The sequence below is a fragment of the Paenibacillus sp. J22P277 genome (assembly GCF_059383675.1).
In genome coordinates, this window is record NZ_JBXENS010000006.1 from 309,934 (window position 1) to 328,283 (window position 18,350).

20 protein-coding genes are annotated in these 18,350 nt (G+C 53.5%); 8 read left to right on the plus strand and 12 right to left on the minus strand.

Features of this window, described 5'->3' with window-relative positions; translation table 11 throughout:
• Nucleotides 1-753: 753 nt before the first annotated feature.
• The 9 genes from AC50YL_RS22245 to AC50YL_RS22285 form a co-directional block, all read right to left on the minus strand.
• The gene (locus AC50YL_RS22245; RefSeq protein WP_494834810.1) at nt 754-1,281 is read right to left on the minus strand and encodes a GNAT family N-acetyltransferase; all 528 of its coding nucleotides are present in this window, start codon (nt 1,279-1,281) and stop codon (nt 754-756) included.
• A gap of 343 nt (nt 1,282-1,624) precedes the next feature.
• Nucleotides 1,625-1,897 carry a hypothetical protein gene (locus AC50YL_RS22250; protein ID WP_494834811.1) on the minus strand — a complete coding sequence of 91 codons (273 nt, stop codon included), beginning with the start codon at nt 1,895-1,897 and terminating at the stop codon, nt 1,625-1,627.
• Nucleotides 1,898-1,995: 98 nt separating this feature from the next.
• A complete protein-coding gene (locus tag AC50YL_RS22255) occupies nt 1,996-2,619 on the minus strand; it encodes a hypothetical protein (protein WP_494834812.1) in 624 nt (207 codons plus the stop codon).
• A 216-nt stretch (nt 2,620-2,835) separates the two neighbouring features.
• Nucleotides 2,836-4,176 (minus strand): sulfatase-like hydrolase/transferase, encoded by a 1,341-nt coding sequence (locus AC50YL_RS22260; RefSeq protein ID WP_494834813.1) that lies wholly within the window; start codon nt 4,174-4,176, stop codon nt 2,836-2,838.
• Nucleotides 4,177-4,357: 181 nt separating this feature from the next.
• Nucleotides 4,358-5,899, minus strand: coding sequence for an ATP-binding protein (locus AC50YL_RS22265; RefSeq protein WP_494834814.1), 1,542 nt, complete (start codon nt 5,897-5,899; stop codon nt 4,358-4,360).
• 276 nt (nt 5,900-6,175) lie between these two features.
• Nucleotides 6,176-7,042, minus strand: coding sequence for an RNA polymerase sigma factor SigJ (gene sigJ / locus AC50YL_RS22270; RefSeq protein ID WP_494834815.1), 867 nt, complete (start codon nt 7,040-7,042; stop codon nt 6,176-6,178).
• 36 nt (nt 7,043-7,078) lie between these two features.
• Entirely contained in the window at nt 7,079-8,275 is a 1,197-nt protein-coding gene (locus AC50YL_RS22275; protein WP_494834817.1) for an NAD(P)/FAD-dependent oxidoreductase, read from the minus strand.
• Nucleotides 8,276-8,394: 119 nt separating this feature from the next.
• The gene (locus tag AC50YL_RS22280; protein ID WP_494834818.1) at nt 8,395-9,033 is read right to left on the minus strand and encodes an FMN-dependent NADH-azoreductase; all 639 of its coding nucleotides are present in this window, start codon (nt 9,031-9,033) and stop codon (nt 8,395-8,397) included.
• A 38-nt stretch (nt 9,034-9,071) separates the two neighbouring features.
• Entirely contained in the window at nt 9,072-9,848 is a 777-nt protein-coding gene (locus AC50YL_RS22285; RefSeq protein WP_494834819.1) for an arylamine N-acetyltransferase family protein, read from the minus strand.
• Between the two features lie 472 nt (nt 9,849-10,320).
• On the opposite strand from AC50YL_RS22285, the gene AC50YL_RS22290 reads away from it, so the two are divergent.
• From AC50YL_RS22290 to AC50YL_RS22320, 7 genes are all read left to right on the plus strand, one after another.
• Complete coding sequence (locus tag AC50YL_RS22290; protein WP_494834820.1) at nt 10,321-11,181, plus strand: NAD-dependent epimerase/dehydratase family protein; 861 nt, start codon at nt 10,321-10,323, stop codon at nt 11,179-11,181.
• 174 nt (nt 11,182-11,355) lie between these two features.
• Complete coding sequence (locus AC50YL_RS22295; RefSeq protein ID WP_494834821.1) at nt 11,356-11,781, plus strand: NfeD family protein; 426 nt, start codon at nt 11,356-11,358, stop codon at nt 11,779-11,781.
• Nucleotides 11,782-11,788: 7 nt separating this feature from the next.
• Nucleotides 11,789-12,724 (plus strand): SPFH domain-containing protein, encoded by a 936-nt coding sequence (locus AC50YL_RS22300; RefSeq protein WP_494834822.1) that lies wholly within the window; start codon nt 11,789-11,791, stop codon nt 12,722-12,724.
• Between the two features lie 334 nt (nt 12,725-13,058).
• Nucleotides 13,059-13,436 (plus strand): MarR family winged helix-turn-helix transcriptional regulator, encoded by a 378-nt coding sequence (locus tag AC50YL_RS22305; protein ID WP_494834823.1) that lies wholly within the window; start codon nt 13,059-13,061, stop codon nt 13,434-13,436.
• A 97-nt stretch (nt 13,437-13,533) separates the two neighbouring features.
• Entirely contained in the window at nt 13,534-13,833 is a 300-nt protein-coding gene (locus AC50YL_RS22310) for a winged helix-turn-helix transcriptional regulator (RefSeq protein ID WP_494834824.1), read from the plus strand.
• A 45-nt stretch (nt 13,834-13,878) separates the two neighbouring features.
• The gene (locus tag AC50YL_RS22315) at nt 13,879-14,178 is read left to right on the plus strand and encodes a VOC family protein (protein WP_494834825.1); all 300 of its coding nucleotides are present in this window, start codon (nt 13,879-13,881) and stop codon (nt 14,176-14,178) included.
• A gap of 88 nt (nt 14,179-14,266) precedes the next feature.
• Nucleotides 14,267-14,863, plus strand: a complete 597-nt coding sequence (locus AC50YL_RS22320; RefSeq protein WP_494834826.1) for a nitroreductase family protein — start codon at nt 14,267-14,269, stop codon at nt 14,861-14,863.
• Nucleotides 14,864-14,970: 107 nt separating this feature from the next.
• Here AC50YL_RS22320 and AC50YL_RS22325 read toward each other — a convergent pair whose 3' ends face one another.
• Both AC50YL_RS22325 and AC50YL_RS22330 read right to left on the minus strand, forming a co-directional pair.
• Nucleotides 14,971-16,158 (minus strand): epoxide hydrolase family protein, encoded by a 1,188-nt coding sequence (locus tag AC50YL_RS22325; RefSeq protein ID WP_494834827.1) that lies wholly within the window; start codon nt 16,156-16,158, stop codon nt 14,971-14,973.
• A gap of 135 nt (nt 16,159-16,293) precedes the next feature.
• Nucleotides 16,294-17,277: an alpha/beta fold hydrolase gene (locus AC50YL_RS22330; RefSeq protein ID WP_494834828.1), complete on the minus strand. Its 984-nt coding sequence runs from the start codon at nt 17,275-17,277 to the stop codon at nt 16,294-16,296.
• 207 nt (nt 17,278-17,484) lie between these two features.
• Here AC50YL_RS22330 and AC50YL_RS22335 point away from each other — a divergent pair, with 207 nt between their 5' ends.
• Nucleotides 17,485-17,664, plus strand: a complete 180-nt coding sequence (locus tag AC50YL_RS22335) for a helix-turn-helix domain-containing protein (protein ID WP_494834829.1) — start codon at nt 17,485-17,487, stop codon at nt 17,662-17,664.
• Between the two features lie 80 nt (nt 17,665-17,744).
• On the opposite strand, the gene AC50YL_RS22340 is transcribed toward AC50YL_RS22335, so the two are convergent.
• Nucleotides 17,745-18,245, minus strand: coding sequence for a DnaJ family domain-containing protein (locus AC50YL_RS22340; protein WP_494834830.1), 501 nt, complete (start codon nt 18,243-18,245; stop codon nt 17,745-17,747).
• Between the last annotated feature and the right edge of the window lie 105 nt (nt 18,246-18,350).

Genomic DNA, 18,350 nt, shown 5'->3' on the forward strand with positions numbered 1-18,350 from the left:
GTCGGCACCGTCTACGCGTCGTACGCATAGCCGGCATCATCCAGCAGACGTAGACTAAATGCGTATCCGGATTGCCGATGTCATGCATGTGACCGCCTAATATACCGATCGATTGTCATGCGCAACCCCTCCGATGCGAACGTACGATCTTCTTATAACTTGAATATGCGTTCGGCTCGGCATGCAAGAGGGAAATTAATGCTTAGGCTTGCGCCCCTTTTGATTCATTGGCCTTTTCTCATCCAACCATTCGAGCTCATTGAAGTTTGAATCGATCCGTTGCTGAGCTCGGTCATTCTCGACCATCGTTCTTTTCCTCACAGGTACGACTCTGCGCTTGCGATTTTGTTTCATAGTAATTCCGCCCTTTCCCGTATAAATGCATCAGGAATAATCTATGCAAATCTACAGGCAATGGACTGGACACTAATCGATGCTGCCGCACGACACCTAGCGGCCTCCTCAAGCGCTACCACTTCAGGAAAGGCGATCGGCAGCATCGATTAAGGTGCGACGATTATTGACGCTCGTCGCTTGCGCCTGCGATCCGAACCTTAATCCGCTGCAGTCACGGATGCCAAAGGAGTGTGATGTCGGCAGGAACGAAGTAGAACAGTCTATTCATCCGATTGAATTTTGGTTTGGATTTTATCAATAACTACAGGTGCGGATGTATACGAAAAGAGCGCCCGCAATGGACGCTCCTAGGAATAAGTACGATACGATGAATTTTTCAAACACCGGCAAACGCTGTTAGCTTATCTCATCGAGTATTTTGTACCAGTATAGCGCTGTATTAATGACCGTGCCCGTATGCTTGAGCAAGTCCGCTCCGCCGAGAACGAAGCCGTGCTTCTCATAAAATCGGCACGCCACGAGATTGTCATCCTGGGCCTCCAGGGATAAGCCCGCTAGTTGCTTGTCCTTGGCCCAAGCTTCCGCTCGTTCCAGCAGCAACTTGCCGACTCCGGTTCGCCGGTATGCCCGGGTTGTCGCGATGTTCTCGATATAACCGAAACGGGTCCAATCACGAACGACCCGGATTTGTCCGATACACGTCGTTCCGACATAGGCCAAAAACAAAGCCTTGTTCTCTTTGTCGATGTAATCGTTCCAGTTCAACTGATCGTCGGGAAAGCGTATCTCCTTCGGTTCGTCGAACAGCTGTTCTTCATAGGACCATTTGCCGTTCTGCAGTTGAGGAACGACACGTCCGATGAGCGTAAACGGCTCGTTTGTTACATGTATATCTTCAATCAACTCGGGACGTAGTGGTTTCAATACGATCGTCGTTTTAAGGTTCAGGGCATTGTCCTCTTTTGCTGTTTAGTCTGTGGTGGTCGTCATGCTTGAAACTATCCACGTGGAAGAATCGATTTGCAAACCGGTTCGCTTTTTTCGATAGAAATATGATACGGACTTTACATGTTTAACGTCAATACTTTAAGCTGTTAACTTATAGTAAAAATCTTTCGAACACGCGGGAGAATAAGTTAGGAACCGTTGCTTGCGACTGTTTCTCGACAGGTTCGGTTCCGTAAATGTAAATGGCGGGCGCGGCGTCAGGTCTATGTTTTGTAGTACCGCAGCTGACTCTTTGATAATCCGCCCGCTTTTACCCTTTTCATTTCTTTCTACTTCGCAAGAACCTACTTGAATAATAAACCACGATGCCCAGCAGCATCGGACCAGCTACTTCTAGCGCCGTGCTCCACACGCCGTTAGCTTCCTGTCCTAGTGCGACTTTAGGTTGTAAAGCATCAACGGACTCATAACTCTCCACGATGTCCGGAACATAGTTCATGGTAAGCATCACCCCATAAATCATCTGAAAAGCATAAAAAACCAAAACGAATAGAAGTCCTACGATGAATGATCGAAGAAAAGGCTTTTTCATCCGTGCCTCCTTTGTTTTTATCTAGGAGCATCCAAGAGCATCCAACTCCTTCAAACTAGATGAGATTTCCTCACCGAACGGACGCTCCTACTCGCTTCTTACTCGAACCGCAAAGTGAACACGAGCGCCCACTCCGTTTGGCCAAGCGATTCCGGCGAAAGGTCGGCCGTCTGGATGCCATTGGAACTTGTGGCCTGCATGCCAAACACATAAACAGGCCGATCGGCCGTAAAGGAACGCGGTTCCGCATCCTGGATCAAACCTCTTGCGGTCAGCTTTTCATCCCACGGGATGGTAAACGTAGAAAGGCTGGATCCCGATTGACCCACGGTGCCCACTTTAATCATACTGAACCGGTTCTTTCCCTCAATGGTTACCGTATCGATGGAGATCACGAGCTCGACTTCGTGACTCCCTTTCTGTTCTTCCGGATTATAAAATAAATCCCCCATCGAACCTGCGGCACTTACTTTCCGTCCGTTTTTCCAAATGTCGATATCCAAGCTGGCATTGGGTTTATCGCCTTCATACGCTAATTGAAAGGCGCCGGTCATCGGACCGAGGAAGAGCTTAAACTTCGCCGCGTCCCCTTTGAACAGATCAACAGGCGTCAGCTTCATCTGGGCAGGTTCCGGCTTGCCGCCAGGCGCGGTAGCCTGACTTCCCGCGGAACATCCGGTTACGATGAATAGTAGGATCAATAGGCACGCCATTAATCGCATTGTGCTACCTCCGTCAAGTCAAACTGTCGTCCTTAACTTTGAATCGTTGCCTACACGTCCTTCTAAACTCAGATTCCATATACAGGAAAATATATCATTAACAAAGTCATGTGTATACCGGATTTGTGGTAAAAGATATTCGCGCTCGTCAATTAAAGCAATGAAAATAAGAGCAGCCCGTCGGGGTCTGCTCTGAGTAAACTTCAACTCATGTCCCTATAATCCTTCCGTCTCGGCAACCGGCGTCTCCGGCCGAAATTGCGCGTACCAGCGGGTGACCGCTTCTTGAAGCTCGCGCGCTTTGTCCGGGAATTGCCCGCTCACGTTGATCCGTTCGCCCGGGTCCGTCTCCAGATCGGACAAATGCACGGCATCCGGCACCGCCCGGCCGAAGTCCAGCTTTCCGTTCAGAACGAGCTTCCAGTTTCCTTCGCGGACGGCCAGTTGTCCTTCGTAAGCCCAGAACAATCGCTCGTGCCGGCCCTCTTCCCGGCTGCTTCCCTGCAGAAGCAGCGGCGCTGCGCTTCGCCCGTCGAGCGGGTGCGACGGCTGCGCGATGCCGGCCAGCTCCAGGAACGTCGGAAGCAGGTCCATCATCGCCTGCGGTCGATGCTCCACGCGGCCGGCGTCCAACGTCGACGGATAGGCTAAGATCGCGGGCTCGCGAATGCCGCCCTCGAACAAGCTTCCTTTATGCCCCCGGAAGATTCCCGCCGAGCCGCCGTAATAGAGATCCTCCGTACCGTCCAAATAATTGCGCGATTCGGTCGAAGGTCCATTATCGCTGGAGAAGAAAATGACCGTATTCTCGTATTGGCCGGTTCTTCTGAGCGTCTCGACGATCTCCCCGACGCCGTCGTCCACCGCCGAGATCATCGCGGCCATGATCCTTTTATCCGGCGGCAGATCGGGGAAGCGATCCAGGTACTTCTGCGGCGCATGCATCGGATAATGCGGCGCGTTATAGGCCACGTACGCGAAGAAAGGCTGCTCGCGCTCCTGCTCTTGTTCCGCCTCGATGAACGCGACGGTCTTCGACGTGATCAGCTCGGTTAGGTAATCGCCGTTGCTCCAGACCTCCCGTCCGTTATGCCATAGATCATGGACCGGATCAACGCCTCCCGCCTGCTGCCAATAGAAGATGTGCGAATAATAATCGACGCAGCCGGCCATAAAGCCGAAGAACTCGTCGAAGCCGTGCGCGTTGGGACTTTGCTCCGGCGTTACGCCCAGATGCCACTTGCCGAACAGCCCGGTCCGGTAGCCCTCCGGCTTCAGGACGGTCGCGATCGTCTTCTGCTCGTTCGACAATCCGGCCGTTCCCCGTTTGCCGCCCAAGATGCTTTCGACCCCGGTACGGGCCGGATAATTGCCGGTGAGCAGCGAAGCCCGCGACGGCGAACATACCGGCGAGTTCGAATACCAATTCGTGAACCGGACGCCATCGCTCGCCAACCGGTCAAGATGAGGGGTGCGGATCTCTTCGGATCCGTAACAGCCCAGATCTCCGTAACCGAGATCGTCGCAATAAACGACGATCAAATTTGGACGTTTCATTCGTGCACTCCTTCCGAGGGAGCTGGATGTCGGCAGCTTCTTCTGTCCCTCGCAAAAATAGTATGGACGCGGTAAAAGGCATCTCTATTAGGTTCTAAAAAAAATGTCGAATCCCTTCTATGAAAGCGCATAAAATCAAGAGGCCGTCGCCTTGGCCCGCTACGCCTACTCACGATGGCTCTTATTGATCGGCCAGCGGCAGTCTAATCTCGACCAAGGTCCCTTCATCCAGCTTGCTTTCAAACGCGATGCTGCCGTGGTATTGTTTAATGATTTTATGGCTGATCATCAGACCGAGTCCCGTTCCCTTTTCTTTCAGACTGTAAAACGGCTGCCCCAAACGATGGATCAGCTCGTTCGGAATGCCGCAGCCTTGATCCCGAATCGAAATGAGGCATGCGTTATCGGAATCCCGATGCAGGCTGATCCGAATCTCTCCTCCGCCCGGCATGGATTCGATCGCGTTCTTGAGAATATTGAGAAAGACCTGCTTCATTTGATCTTTCACGCAAGTAATCGGAAAGGCGCTTCCCGCATAATCGCGCCGAAATTCAATATTGTTCAGCAAGGTTTGAGGCGTCAGGAACTCGAGCGTGTTTTCGATCAAATCCTTTACGTCCGTACGGACTTGCATGACGGCCTGCGGCTTGGCCATCGTAAGCAGCTCGCACGTAATCATTTCGATGCGCTCCAACTCGTCGATGAGCAAATCGCTGTATTTAATCGAAGGATTCTCCGCTTTATACAATTGCAGAAACCCTTTGATCGTCGTAAGCGGATTACGGATTTCATGCGCTACGCCTGCCGCCAATTCCCCGATAATCGCCAGTTTCTCGGATTGCAGCAGGATGTCTTCCGCTTTCTTCCGCTCGGAGATATCGCGGCTGATCATCACGATGTATTCGATGGCTCCATCGTCGCCTTCGACCGGCTTGGACAACGTATCGAATGCGATCAGATGCCCTTGCTTGTGCCGGAACCGAATCTCCATGGAGTGCGAACGGTTATCCGCGAAGATGCGTTCCATCGTCGATTTGAATAGGCCCACATCGTCCGTGCAAATGATCTTGAACAGCGCCGTGCAATCGTACAAGGCCAAGCTCGGATACCCCAGCACGAACTCATGGGACGGGGAGAAATAACGGATCGCATACGTTTTATCCATCAACAGGATCAGATCGGAAGTATGATCGGCAATGAGCCGGTATTGGGACTCGCGCGCTTCCAATGTTTTTTCCATATAATTGCGGTCCGTGATGATTCTGCGGAGCCGTTCGTTGGATTCGATCAGCAGGCTTCCCAGGATCACGCCCAGGATGACAAACAAGAGGTATTGCAAATGGAAGAAGGGCTTGTTCACGAGAATATGAAAACAAACGACCGTGATGAGATAAAGGATGATATACGCACCGGAAAACGCGATGCTTCTTCGAAGAGGAGTAAACTGCCTACGGGAAAAAAACAAATGCAACAAGCAAAATACAAGCATGATCAAGACCCAACCGCCGATAGCCGGCAACCAATTTCCGCTGGAGAGCAGCCGCACGGACAGGGCAAAAAAACCGGTGATCAGCCCGCCGACCGGCCCTAGATAAGCAAACATCAAGATGACGGGCGCATACCGAATGTCGTACGCGTAGCCTTGTTGCTTGACGGACATCAATACGAGGATGACGGAAACGACGCCCGCATAAAGACCTACCCACAGGTTCTGCTGCTTCAACGGCTTCAGATTCATAAACGAACGAATTACGAGAGGCGTACTAACGAAGAGGGAGAAAATGGAGAGATTGACTATATAATCGAATAGGAACAATCACCATCACCTACGCCTAGTAGTCTTCTGAAACACCCCTTTATCATAACTGACAGCGCACGCGAATTCCATGCATAGCTAGAAATTTTTGTGAGATTATCCACGATCTTCTTCTCTATGGATCGCGAGGTTCGGCGGAAAACAAAAAGACCCGTCTCGTCGACGAGTCTTCGAACCTGCCGGTCATGCGCGAAATAAAGCCAGCTTATCCGGATTGCGAACGATATAAATGCGGCGAATCGCCTGACCTTCGGCTTGGATCGACACGACGGATTCGATCTGCCCGCCTACGCGGACAACGACGCCGATCTGACCGTTGATCTCGCTGGTCTCCAATTGAATGCCGCCCTCATGATGGAGCGACTTTCGGAAATAACCGATCAGGAATTTGGTAACGGCGTCGCGGTATGCGATCGGACGCACGGCCGCGAATACTTTCCCTCCCCCGTCCGAGACGAGCACGACGTCGTCGGCGAGCATGGAGATGACCTGCTTCGTGTTATCCGCTTCAAGCGCGGCCACGAAGCGGCGGATCCAGTCTTCCCGATCGACCTCGGGATTGACCGGATCCCGGTCGCCGGCTTCCATCTTCCCCTTCGCGCGGCTGAACAGCTTGCGGCAATTCACCTCGCTTTTCCCGATGATCTCGGCTATGCCGGCATAATCGTAACCGAATGCCTCGCGCAAGACGAACACCGCCCGCTCCGCGGGGGACAGCTTTTCCAACAGGACCAGCGTCGCATAAGACAGCATCTCGTCACGCACAATAAAATCAAGCGTTTCGTCATCCGACGTCGGGACGGGCTCCGGGAGCCATTCTCCGAAATACCGCTCCCGCCGTTTGCGAGCCGACTTATACAGGTCGCGGCAGCGATTGACGACCATTTTGCACAAATAGGCCTTAGGTTCCTCTTCGAGACCTGACGGATGTACGTCGCACGCCTTCAAGAACACGTCCTGCACGATGTCTTCCGCATCCGACCACGTGCCCGTCATCTGATACGCAAGCGTAAGCAGCAGCCCCTTGTAATGCTTGTACAACTCCTCCATCGGTTGTTCACTTCCTTCGTCCGTTTCGGCCATGGTTCATTTGGTCAGCATGCTTGCCGTATCCCACGTATATGTTTTGATCTTCCAGCCCAATTTACCCGTGATGACGATATCGAGTCCCCATTTGTTCACCCAGGTTAAACCTTTGTCGGGACCGAGCCCGATGCTGAACGATTTCATGAAGCTTTCATGCGCCGGCGGCTGCCGTCCTTCCAGATCCGCCAGCATGATTTTGGCCAGCCTTGCCGCTTGAGGAATCGCTTCCTTGCATGTCATGCCATCAGCTTGCCCGTTTCCCGGGTCTACGATTCTGGCGCAATCGCCGATGCTGTATACGCCGGGCATGTCCTTTACCCGGTAACTGGCATCTACGATCGCGTATCCGTCCGGCGTTACCGGCAAGCCGATCGCGCGAAGCCGCGGATTCGGCTGCAGTCCGAGCGTCCATATGCAAAGGCCGACATGGCGCGTTTCTCCGTTCGATAACGTTAATTCGCCGTCCTTCTCCCGGATGACGCGCATCTCGTGCAGGACGTTGACGCCGCTTTCCCGGAGGTATTGCTCCAATTTGAGCCCGACCTTGGCGGGACCGTCCAGAAAAAGCCGCCGATGCGCATTGTACAAATCGATACTCACGGCTTGCGGGTCAAGTCCCAACCGCGCTGCGTCCTTGCGCGCGTAATGCGCCAACTCCGCGGCGGTCTCCATCCCGCTGATGCCCGCTCCGGCAATCGCGATACGCAGCAGCCGTTCGCGTTCGATCGGGTCGTCTTCGACCGCTGCCCGCTCCAGATTGGCAAGCCACGCGTGCCTAATCCTCTGCGCATGCTCCGGCGACGCGAGGGCAATCCCGCCTTGTTCCGGGCCGGGCTGCCGGACGACGCTCCCTGCGGCAACGACAAGCAGATCGTAGCTCATCGCTTGCTCCGCTCCCGCGGCGTTCAGAACGATCCGTTTATTCTCCGCTTCGATGCTCGTTTCGATTTTCGTTACGTCCGCCTGCACTAATTCAACCCCGCCCGGAAACAGTTTAAGCAGCGGGATGCGAATCTCCTCGTCGGTGACGGCCGGCCTGAACATCAGCACCTTGCGCAGATGATACGGATTTTTGTCGATCATGACGAGCCGCAGCGGATGCTTGCCGGCCTGCTCTTGGAACAGCTTGCGGATTTCCTTCATCGCGTGAATACCCGCATATCCGGCACCGATGACGACGCAAGTCAATGCTTTCATATGACCACTCCTTCTGTTTGATGCATCTAGAACGAAACAGAAGCCTCTGCCGTGACACGATGAGGAACAGCACGCAAAAAATCCCCTCTGAAGAGGGGATTCGTCGTGATTTCTCCGCATTACCAGGCCGCGGCGAGCTGCGAACCTTTTGCCATGGCCGCGCCGACGATGGCTTCTTTATGTTCGGGCCGATGTTCATGTCCCTCCACGTACAGCGCCTGCACGTCGCTGATCCCGACGATGCCGAGGACCATTTTGAGATAGGGATGGCTGTGATCCATCGCGGTAAAAGGTCCTTCGGAGAAGACGCCGCCGCTTACTTGAATATGAATCGCTTTTTTATCCTTCAAGAAGCCGACCGGCCCCTTATCCGTATAATGAAACGTTTTTCCGACAATGACGAACGCGTCGATGAAAGCCTTCAATCGCGGCGGGAGCCCCCAATTCCACATGGGAGAGACAAACACGTATTTGTCGGCACGCATCGCCATTTCGGTCGTTTCGTTCAGGGCGAGCAGCTTTTGCCGTTCGACCGGACTGAGCTCGGAGAAGTCCCGATGTTCTTTTTTCAACTTCTCCCAGGCCCGGATCACATCGCCGTCGACCGTTTGAAACGATTCGCGCATGACATCGAATAGCTTCACCTCATCGCCCGGATGCGCCTCTCGGTACGCTTGAATAAAGGAATCGCCGACTTGAAGGCCGACCGAATGCTCCCGTGATTTCGGATTTGCGGTAATATATAATACTTGTGCCATGTTGTTATCCTCCTTGAGCCAGCCATATTGCCGGCGTATTACAAACCAAAGCGCGAATGAAGCAGCTCCTTATGGCGCATGCCGTCGATGCGTTCCTTCGTGACCATGCCGTCCTTCCACTCCGTGAACGAATCATCCGTCAGCGTAATGTTGCCGCAGTCCGTCAATCTCGTGGCGAGCGGACGCCGGTTGAATTTCGATGAAGGATGCTCCGCGACCAGCTTGCGAATGTCTTCGCTTGCCGACAGGTCGTGGATTGGGTTGCCGGAATCGAAGGCATAACCGAAATGCCAATCCGAATCCTTGTGCTTGATCATCACTTCGAGCCGATAATCGCCGAGATCGCCGTCCTCCGGCCGGATCCGAAACGAACCGTTGGCGGAGACGACGGTTTCCCCCGTCAACGGTACGGGCATCAGCGGCAAATTCGCCCCGAATCCCGTATCGACGAGATAGACCCGTCCCAAGTGCGCAACCAAAATGGCGATATGGCTTCTTCCGATCGTCAAGTAATGTCCGGCTTCCCGGTCAAAGTTGACCCCGCTCGTCAGCACGGCGTTAAATCCGTTTTCGATCAGGAACAGGTATAACAGCGAATTCAGCTCGTAGCAGAGTCCGCCTTCCTTCGCAAGCAGCATCTTGCTCGTCAAATACGTCTTCGTAATCGGATATGCCCGGCCGTTCAGCACGCGCAAATTTTCAAAAGGGATCGTTCTTGCCGTCTTCTCCAGCATGCGAGCCAGCCCGTCGAAATCGAGCGTTTCTTCCGCCGGCAATCCGATTCTGTCGCGAAATAATGCATTCATCCCGTTCATTCGTCGTCCTCCTATCTCTGGATGCGATTCCCGTTCCGCATGGAAACGTACCTGGCAGCCGGACCATCGCGAATAGCGCAAGCCGAACGGATGCACGATCAGGAAGGCGTTCGGCATGCAATCGCCCTATATATCCGTTGTCTCATCCGCTTCACTCCCCGGGCGTTCGATTTGAATGACCGGGAAGCAACCGCGCGTTTCCGGTTATTCGCGGACTAAGACGAGGCAGAACCGACGTCTGTGACATGCATCCGCAGACTTATCAATTTTCTCGCGATTCCGACCGCCTCGTTGTCGGCGGACGCCAACACGTTGTGCGTCTTATTGCGGCATCGGGCTGACCGATCGTCCGCTTGCGGCCCTGTCACGTTTGAGAGGGCTGTATCGTCGTAGATACGTCTGACGGGAACGCAATCAACCGAGAAGCACGGTCGTCGGGATTCCCGGCAAAAAAAATCGGAGGTAGATGCAAATGAAAATTCTAGTGGCGGGAGCGAGCGGCGTCATCGGGAGGTCGCTCGTGCCGATGCTGGCGCATGCGGGACACGACGTAACCGGATTAATACGCCGTCCGGAACAGGCTGCGCGCATGCGGGAAGCCGGGGCTTCGTTCGTACAGGCGGACGTCTATGATCGCGATGCCTTATTCGGCGCGGTGGCCGAGGCTTGTCCGGAGGTGGTCATTCACCAGTTAACCGCCTTGCAAGGCTTGAACATGGAGGACAATGCGCGCATCCGCAGAGAGGGAACGAGAAACCTCGTCGACGCTTCGCTCGCTGCAGGCGTGCGCCGAATGATCGCGCAAAGCATTTCTTGGTCCTACGCGCCCGGGGAGGGTCCGGCGGCGGAGGATTGTCCGCTCGATCTGGAGGCGCCCGCGCCGCGCTCATCCACGGTCCTCGGCGTTCATGCGCTGGAGACCGCCGCGGCGGAAATGCCGGAGCATGTCGTGCTTCGGTACGGCTTGCTGTACGGCGACGGAACCTTGTATGCAACGGACGGCATGTTCGCGGAACAAGTACGCCGCGGCAGGCTTGCCGCAACGGACGGCGTCAGCTCCTTCGTTCATACGGAAGATGCCGCGGCCGCAGCCGTGCTGGCGCTGGGTTGGCAGTCGGGAGCGTACAACATCGTGGACGACGAGCCTGCCCCCGGCACCGAATGGCTGCGCGTCTACGCGAACTTCCTTGGCGCTTCGGTGCCAAGGACGGAGCCGGGAAGCGCGAGAGGCGAACGCGGGGCTTTGAATGCCAAAGCGCTTCGAAACGGCTGGCGGCCGCGGTTCGCTTCATGGCGAGAAGGCTTTCGCCATACGCTTCGAGGGGATTCTTAAGCGAATGGCATTCATCAACGGCGGTCGCGTGCATCCGCCATGCAAATCGATCGGTTCATCGCAAGCGGAGGCTCCCGACCTCCGCTTTTTCTTATTTAAGCCCCCTCGTGGAAGGTCTGATTGCGACGGAGCCACATAGGTATTAAAATGGACGCTTCATGAGGGGGGAGATTCATGTTCGCTTTGGCCTGGCTGGTCTTGGCTGCCGTGCTCGTGCTGATCGAGCTGTTCACGGGAACGTTCTATTTTCTGCTCCTGTCCGCAGCCGCCGTCATCTCCATCGTCGCCGCGCTCGTCGGATTCCCGGTATTGGCGCAATGCTTTACGTTTGTCATCGCGACTGCCGCCATGTATATCTTCTTGCTGCCGCTTCTTCGCAAAGTCATCCCCTCGACCTCGAAGACGCCGATCCCGCGCATCGCGGATTATTTGGTGGGACAAGAAGCGTACGTCGTGCAGGCCATTTCACCCGATGAGGCCGGGCTTGTCAAGCTGCATGGCGAGATATGGTCGGCCGTCGCAAGCGAGAAGATCGCGGAAGGAGCTAAAGTCGTCGTTGCAGAGGTACGGGTCACCAAATTATTCGTAACGAAGGAGTAGAGGCCGAGTGGTTGGCATTATCGTCGTGATCGTTATTCTTGCCGTGGTCGTTGCCATTGTCATCAAAGGCGTGCGGATCATCCCGCAGCAAACCGTAGCCATCGTGGAAAGACTGGGGAAATACAATAAAACGCTTCATGCCGGGGTGAATCTGATCATACCGGTCATCGACAAAATCCGGCTGCGCCACGATCTTCGCATCCATCAGGAGACGGTGCCTTCGCAATCCGTCATTACGAAGGACAATGTCGCGATCGGCATCGAGCTCGCGACATTCTTCAGCGTCGTGGATCCCAAGCTCGCCACGTACGGCATCGCCAACTATGTCGGGGGCATTCACAATATCGTGGCCTCCGCGTTGCGGGCGACGATCGGCAAGATGGAACTGGACGAAATCCTCTCCAACCGCGACCGCATCCAGACGGATCTCCGGCTGGTCCTCGATCAGGCATCGGAAAATTGGGGCGTTCGCATCGACCGCGTCGAAGTGCTGCAATTGGCCATTCCCGCGGATATTCAGAATTCGATGGAGAAGCAAATGAGAGCCGAGCGCGAGAAGCGCGCCATCATCCTGCAGGCGGAAGGCGAGAAGCAATCGACGGTATTGCGCGCGGAAGCGCAGCAAGCCGCCGTCGTTTTGGCTGCCGAAGCCGAGAAGCAGCGGCAGATTCTCGATGCCGAAGCGAAGCAAAAAGCGCAGGAGCTGGAGGCGATCGGAAAGGCGGAAGGCATCAAGCATGTCGCGAACGCGGAACGGGCGCGAATCGAAGCGATCAAGCTAGCCGGTCTGGATGCGCAAATACTGGCCTACAAATCCTTCGAAGCGCTCGGTCAAATGGCGGAGGGCAAAGCAACGACGATCTTTATTCCGACGGAAGCCGTCAATGCGCTGGGCTCGGCCGGGATGATCGGAAAAATATTCGATATCGCCAATCCGAAATGATTGACTTCCGATAGTCGCATCCTTGACTTCCTCGCTTATAACACGCAAAATGGAGCAGCTGCTTTCGGGCGAACTGCTCCGTTTGCGTGTTGCACGGTATTGGACATGCCTTTAGTGCGCAGTATACCGTATGCAATGACAACGTTCATCCTCGCGTATGCAACCGGCGAATGGTTTTATTGCCTTTTGTTTCGGGGAAGAATACCCAATTGACAGTATCGTTCCTGACTCCTATACTAAAGTCAACTAATTGACTATTGAGGTTGATTCGATGAAAGAGAGAAAAAATGAACGGCTGGACATTATCGACAACGTTTTCCGGGCGAATGTGCTATTGGAACGTATCGGCCATAATTTGTCCTCGCAAGCCGGATTGACCAGCCAGCACCAATGGTTTATTCTTCGCGCTCTTTCGGAATCCGGCGAGCAATCCTTCAAAGAGTTGGGGAACAACATGCTCGTGACCAAACAGAATATGACAGGCATGGTGCAGCGGCTGAAACAAAACGGATTCGTCGCGACTTGCGAGTCCCCGCTTGACAGGCGCGTCACCAAAGTCAGCATCACCGAAGAAGGAAAAAAGGCGCTGGCCAACGTCAATGCATATTCCGTGGAGAAGTTGGAACGCACCTTTGTCGGATTTTCCGCGCATGAGGTGGCATCGTTCGTCAGCTTTCTCGAAAGAATGATCGGAAATTTGAAAGAATTATGAAAACAAAAAAATAACGAAAAATTTTTTAACAATTAGTCAATATATTGACTGTCAGCATCTTTATTAATAAAGCGGTTCCTGCGAGAGGAGAACCACCATGGATAAAAACAAATTCAAAGCGGATAACCAGCTGCTATTCGGAAAATGGAATTACGACATCGTGAAGGAATTAATGAGCGGTCCGAAACGATATTCGGATATCAAGAAAACCTTGCCTATAACCAGCACGACATTGACCGATCGGCTGCGCATGTTTGAAGCCGAGAACTTGATCTTGCGCCATATGTACCCCGAAATCCCGATGCGCGTGGAATATGCATTGACGGTTAAAGGGGAAGCGCTGCGGCCCATGGTCGACGCATTCGAACGGTGGATGAGTCAATATCATGACTGTTAGCAAATGGACGATGTTTTGAGACATGCTTGAAAGGAGGTGAAAAACATGAGCGAACATACGGACAACGCTCCCTTATATTTTAACGGTGACTTTGGAACAGGGCATACGAATATCAAATGGGCTGCCCAAGACAATAACAAAAACGAAATCGCGTTTTATCAAAGCATCTTCCGCGGAGAGCCGGTCATTCGATTCGCTTCCGAAGAAGAAATTCGGAGTGCTTACGAGGCCTTGGCGGCTGGCGGCAAGATCGTCAATCCATTAATGGAGTCCCCCATCGGCGGATTATTTGCGGCCGTAACGGATCGCAACGGCATAAAGTGGAACCTGCACTATGAAGCATAATAACTGGCGCCGTTATCAGTTGGCATGTATCTTAAAACAATGTATCTTAACCTTAAAACTTAATTCATGATATTAGAGGAGAGTCACCATGAGCCAATTGTTTTGGGAAGCTGTCAAAGCTAGACGTACCTTCTACGGGCTGAGCAAGGAAATCGTTGTCCCCGCAGACCGGATCAAAGAAATCGTAGGCGAAGCCGTCAATCATACGCCGTCCGCATTCAACTCGCAAAGCTCGCGCGTGGTCGTTATTCTTGGCGAACAATCGGACAAACTGTGGAGCATTACGGCACAAACGCTCAGAAAAATCGTTCCCGCCGAAAATTTCGCGGCGACCGAAGAAAGAATCAACGGTTTTGCGAACGGCTACGGTACGATTTTGTTTTTTGAAGACCAAGCTGTCGTGAAAGGCCTGCAAGAGCAATATGCTTCTTATGCCGATAATTTCCCGATCTGGTCGGACCAGTCCTCGGGCATGCTGCAGCACGTCATTTGGACGGCGCTTGTCGCGGAAGGTCTCGGTGCTTCCTTGCAGCACTATAATCCGCTTATCGACGCGGAAGTCGCGCAAACGTGGCAACTTCCCGGCGAGTGGAAGCTGATCGCGCAAATGCCGTTCGGCAAACCGACCTTCGTACCGGGCGAGAAGGAATTCATGCCGCAATCGGATCGCGTAAAGTTTTTCTAAGCGTTCGCAAAAAATAAGTGATAGACGGACCCGATGAAAGCAGCGGCGGACTAGGACGCGGAGATATTGTCCTAGACCGGCCGCTGTTTCAATTATCATTCAACTATTTAACGAAATGGCCGGAACGCCATGCGAAGCTCCTCGGAGAACAGCGTCGGCACCTGCCACGCGGCGAAGTGTCCCCCTCTGGCAACCCGGTTGTAATAGAACAGCTTCGGGTACGCTTCCTTCGCCCAACTAAGAGGAGCCTGATACAGCTCGTCGGGAAAGACGCTTATGGCGACCGGGATATTATGGACGCCTTTGACCGAGAAGAACGGGAGCTTGTTTTCCCAATAGAGGCGTGCCGCAGAGACAGGCGTGTTCGTCAGCCAATAGAGCGTGACGTTATCAAGGAAATCGTCTCGCGAAATGCCCCCGGGGTGACCGAAGAAAGCTCCCGAAATGAGATCCAGGCTTTTCGCGTCATGGTCGAGATTGAATGCCGCGAGACCCGCAGGCGAATCCGCCAGACCGGTCAGCGTTTGCGGGCGCCTCCCCATGATCTGGGCGTAGCCGACATGCCGATAGAAGAAATCCAGCTGCATCCAGGCTTCCTTCTGTTCTTGCGTTAAATCGGGGGGCATCGGATCCCCGTTAATGATCGCTGTTTCGTAGGCGGGGGGTACCGTGCCGGGCATGTTGCTGTGAATGGCGAACAATCCCGGGACCTGTTGCACTCCCATCATGTCCGAGACGAGCGCGCCCCAATCTCCCCCTTGGGCCGCGTATTTCGTATAGCCTAACCGGTTCATCAGCACTGCCCAGGCCCGTGCGATTCGAGGAATATCCCAACCGGGCTCGGTCGGCTTGCCGGAGAATCCGTAACCCGGCAGCGAAGGAATGACGACGTGGAACGCGTCCGAGGCCGGCGCTCCGTAAGCCGTCGGCCGGGTCAGCGGATCGATGACTTTCAGCAGTTCGACGATCGAGCCCGACCATCCGTGCGTCAGAATCATCGGGATCGCTCCCTCGTGACTCGACCGCACGTGAATGAATTGAATGTCCAAACCGTCGATTTCCGTCACGAATTGCGGGATGGCGTTCAGCCATGCTTCGAATTTGCGCCAATCGTATACCGTTGCCCAATAGCGCGCGATGGTTTGTATCGTCTCAAGCGGCACGCCTTGCGACTGAGCCGGAGCGGTTTCCTTGTCGGGCCATCTCGTCGCGGCGACGCGCCGGCGCAGGTCCGTAAGCGCCGACTCCGGAGCGAGTCCGGGTCGAAACGGTCGAACGGCGGTTTTGTCTTTCATCGGCAAACTCCTTTTTTCCAATGGTAGCTGTTCCCTATTGATACGATGGCAAAACCCGAATTATTCGCGATATCCCGATGTAAGTCGATTAAGAAGTCTACGCGTTCGCCATTGCCGTATATGATGATGATTTCGTTAGTCAGCCGGTATAAATGCTTTGATTTCCCGTGCAAGCGCATCTGGCGCAAAATCTTGAAGATAATGTCCATAGTCGTCCATCAATACGTACTTGCTATTCGCTATTTTGGAAAGGTAAGCTAGTTGGAACCCTTGCCACTGTTCTTTCGTATAACCAAGACCAATCCCGTCGCCATTCGATATGAAAAACAAGACCGGTACCTGCGGCGGCGGCAACGCATCTACTTTATGCGCATTATCCAATAGATCCACCAGCTCTTCCACCATCGGCGGCGTATTCGTTCTCCTATAATAGATGGCTTTATAGATATCTTTTTCATGATCGGTCAAGTCCCCTGCCGATATTGCCGCTTCGCGATTAACCATGGAAGGGATAAAACGCGTTACACCCATATGTTCCGCGAATGCCAGTACCTTTATTTTAGTTACGAAATCAGATGCTTTCGGCGTGCTGGGGTCGAAATACGCATTTACGGTACCCACATCTATTCCTACGATGGCAGATACTTCTTTTGGATATTTTTGAGCCCAATAAACCGATTCCAATCCCGTAATAGAATGAGGCACCAATACATAGGGAGGTTGCAGCCCGGCTAATAATAACGCTTGTCGGTCCTCCTCCAATACGGTATCAAGATCTCTTGGAACGTCCGCAACATCACTGTAACCATACCCGATTCTTTCTGGTACTGCGATTTTATATTCATCGCTTAAACGGGAATACAAGCTTTTAAAATCCAATATTGGCGAGGCCGTGCCGCCTCCTGCCAGAAATACCAAGGTGGTATTTCCCTGACCTTCCGTATAGATACTCATTTTGTGTCCATCTACCGAAACCATTTGCCCCAGGGGCTTAACTAAGGCCTCTTCCCGGCTCAAATGGACTTTGTGATTGATGAACACAACTAAACCAGCTGCTAGGATAAGACCTGCAATGCCTCCCAGACAGTACCCTATTCGCTTACGTATTTTCTTCTTCACTCTTCATCCTCCTTAGAATGCCGTAACCGCTGAAATGTCAGTGAAATAAGTTGATAAATGCATCATAACAAGCTCGGAAGCTCATGAAACCGGGCCCCGGCCCCATACTCCGCTAGACAAAGGTCCGGGCGGAATCCCTGGAGTTTCGTCTATAAGAAAAAGCGGCTCCCGGATAAACCGAGGCCGCCTTATTCCCAATATTTAGCGATGCTCCAAGACGCGTTGAATTATCGCGCCGCATCGAGCTGGCGAAGCAATAGTTGTCGGAGGGAAAGTTCCGCAGGCAACGAATTGGCCGAAAGGGTCGGATTTCAGCACGATTCTTATTTTTCGAATACGTTTAAGAAAATCGCGGGCATGAGCCCGAACGAATACCGGCGTCCGTGAAACCGATCGTTTCCGGCGACGGGACTAAGCGGATCGTCAACAAAAAAACGGGGTCCAATGACCGGCCGTTATCCTCTGCCTTATTTCCAACGCTCGTATTGCTGCCGCATGTTTTCCCGGGTCAGCTTCCATTTCTGCAGGATCGGGCCAGGCACCATGCCGTTGTACTTCGTAATCTTCGCGTTGATCTCATCGAGCGCGGACTCCGGAAGAACGGAAGGTTCGGTTTCGAGCAGCCGTTGCAGTTGATCCCGAATTTCATGCTGCAGCGTAACCCAGGCCGGCAAGAAGTTCGCTTCCTTTAGTATGCTGCCGGTCACATCGCCCGACGGGACATCGAGCGGCTTGCCTTTGCCCGCCAAATGCTCGAAAGCCCCTTTCCGTTCCTGCTCCCGATACATCTCGCTCATCCAGTCCTGCGCGGACATGCCGGAGTGCCAATACTGCCTGGATGGTATGGCAGCGTCGTTAGCCGTCTGCTCTTCCGCCACCGTGCCGGAAACTGCCTCGCTTGTATCGGACGATGCTTGTACGCCTTCCGAATGGATTCGTTCTTTGTTCTTTCTGAACCAAAACGCCATCGCATTCACCGCCTCTTCAGGTTAGAAGACAGGTAAAACTTTACAGTAATATTATACCCCTTACAGCTTTATCGCGTGCTTGCCGTCTTTGGCAATTTCATGAAC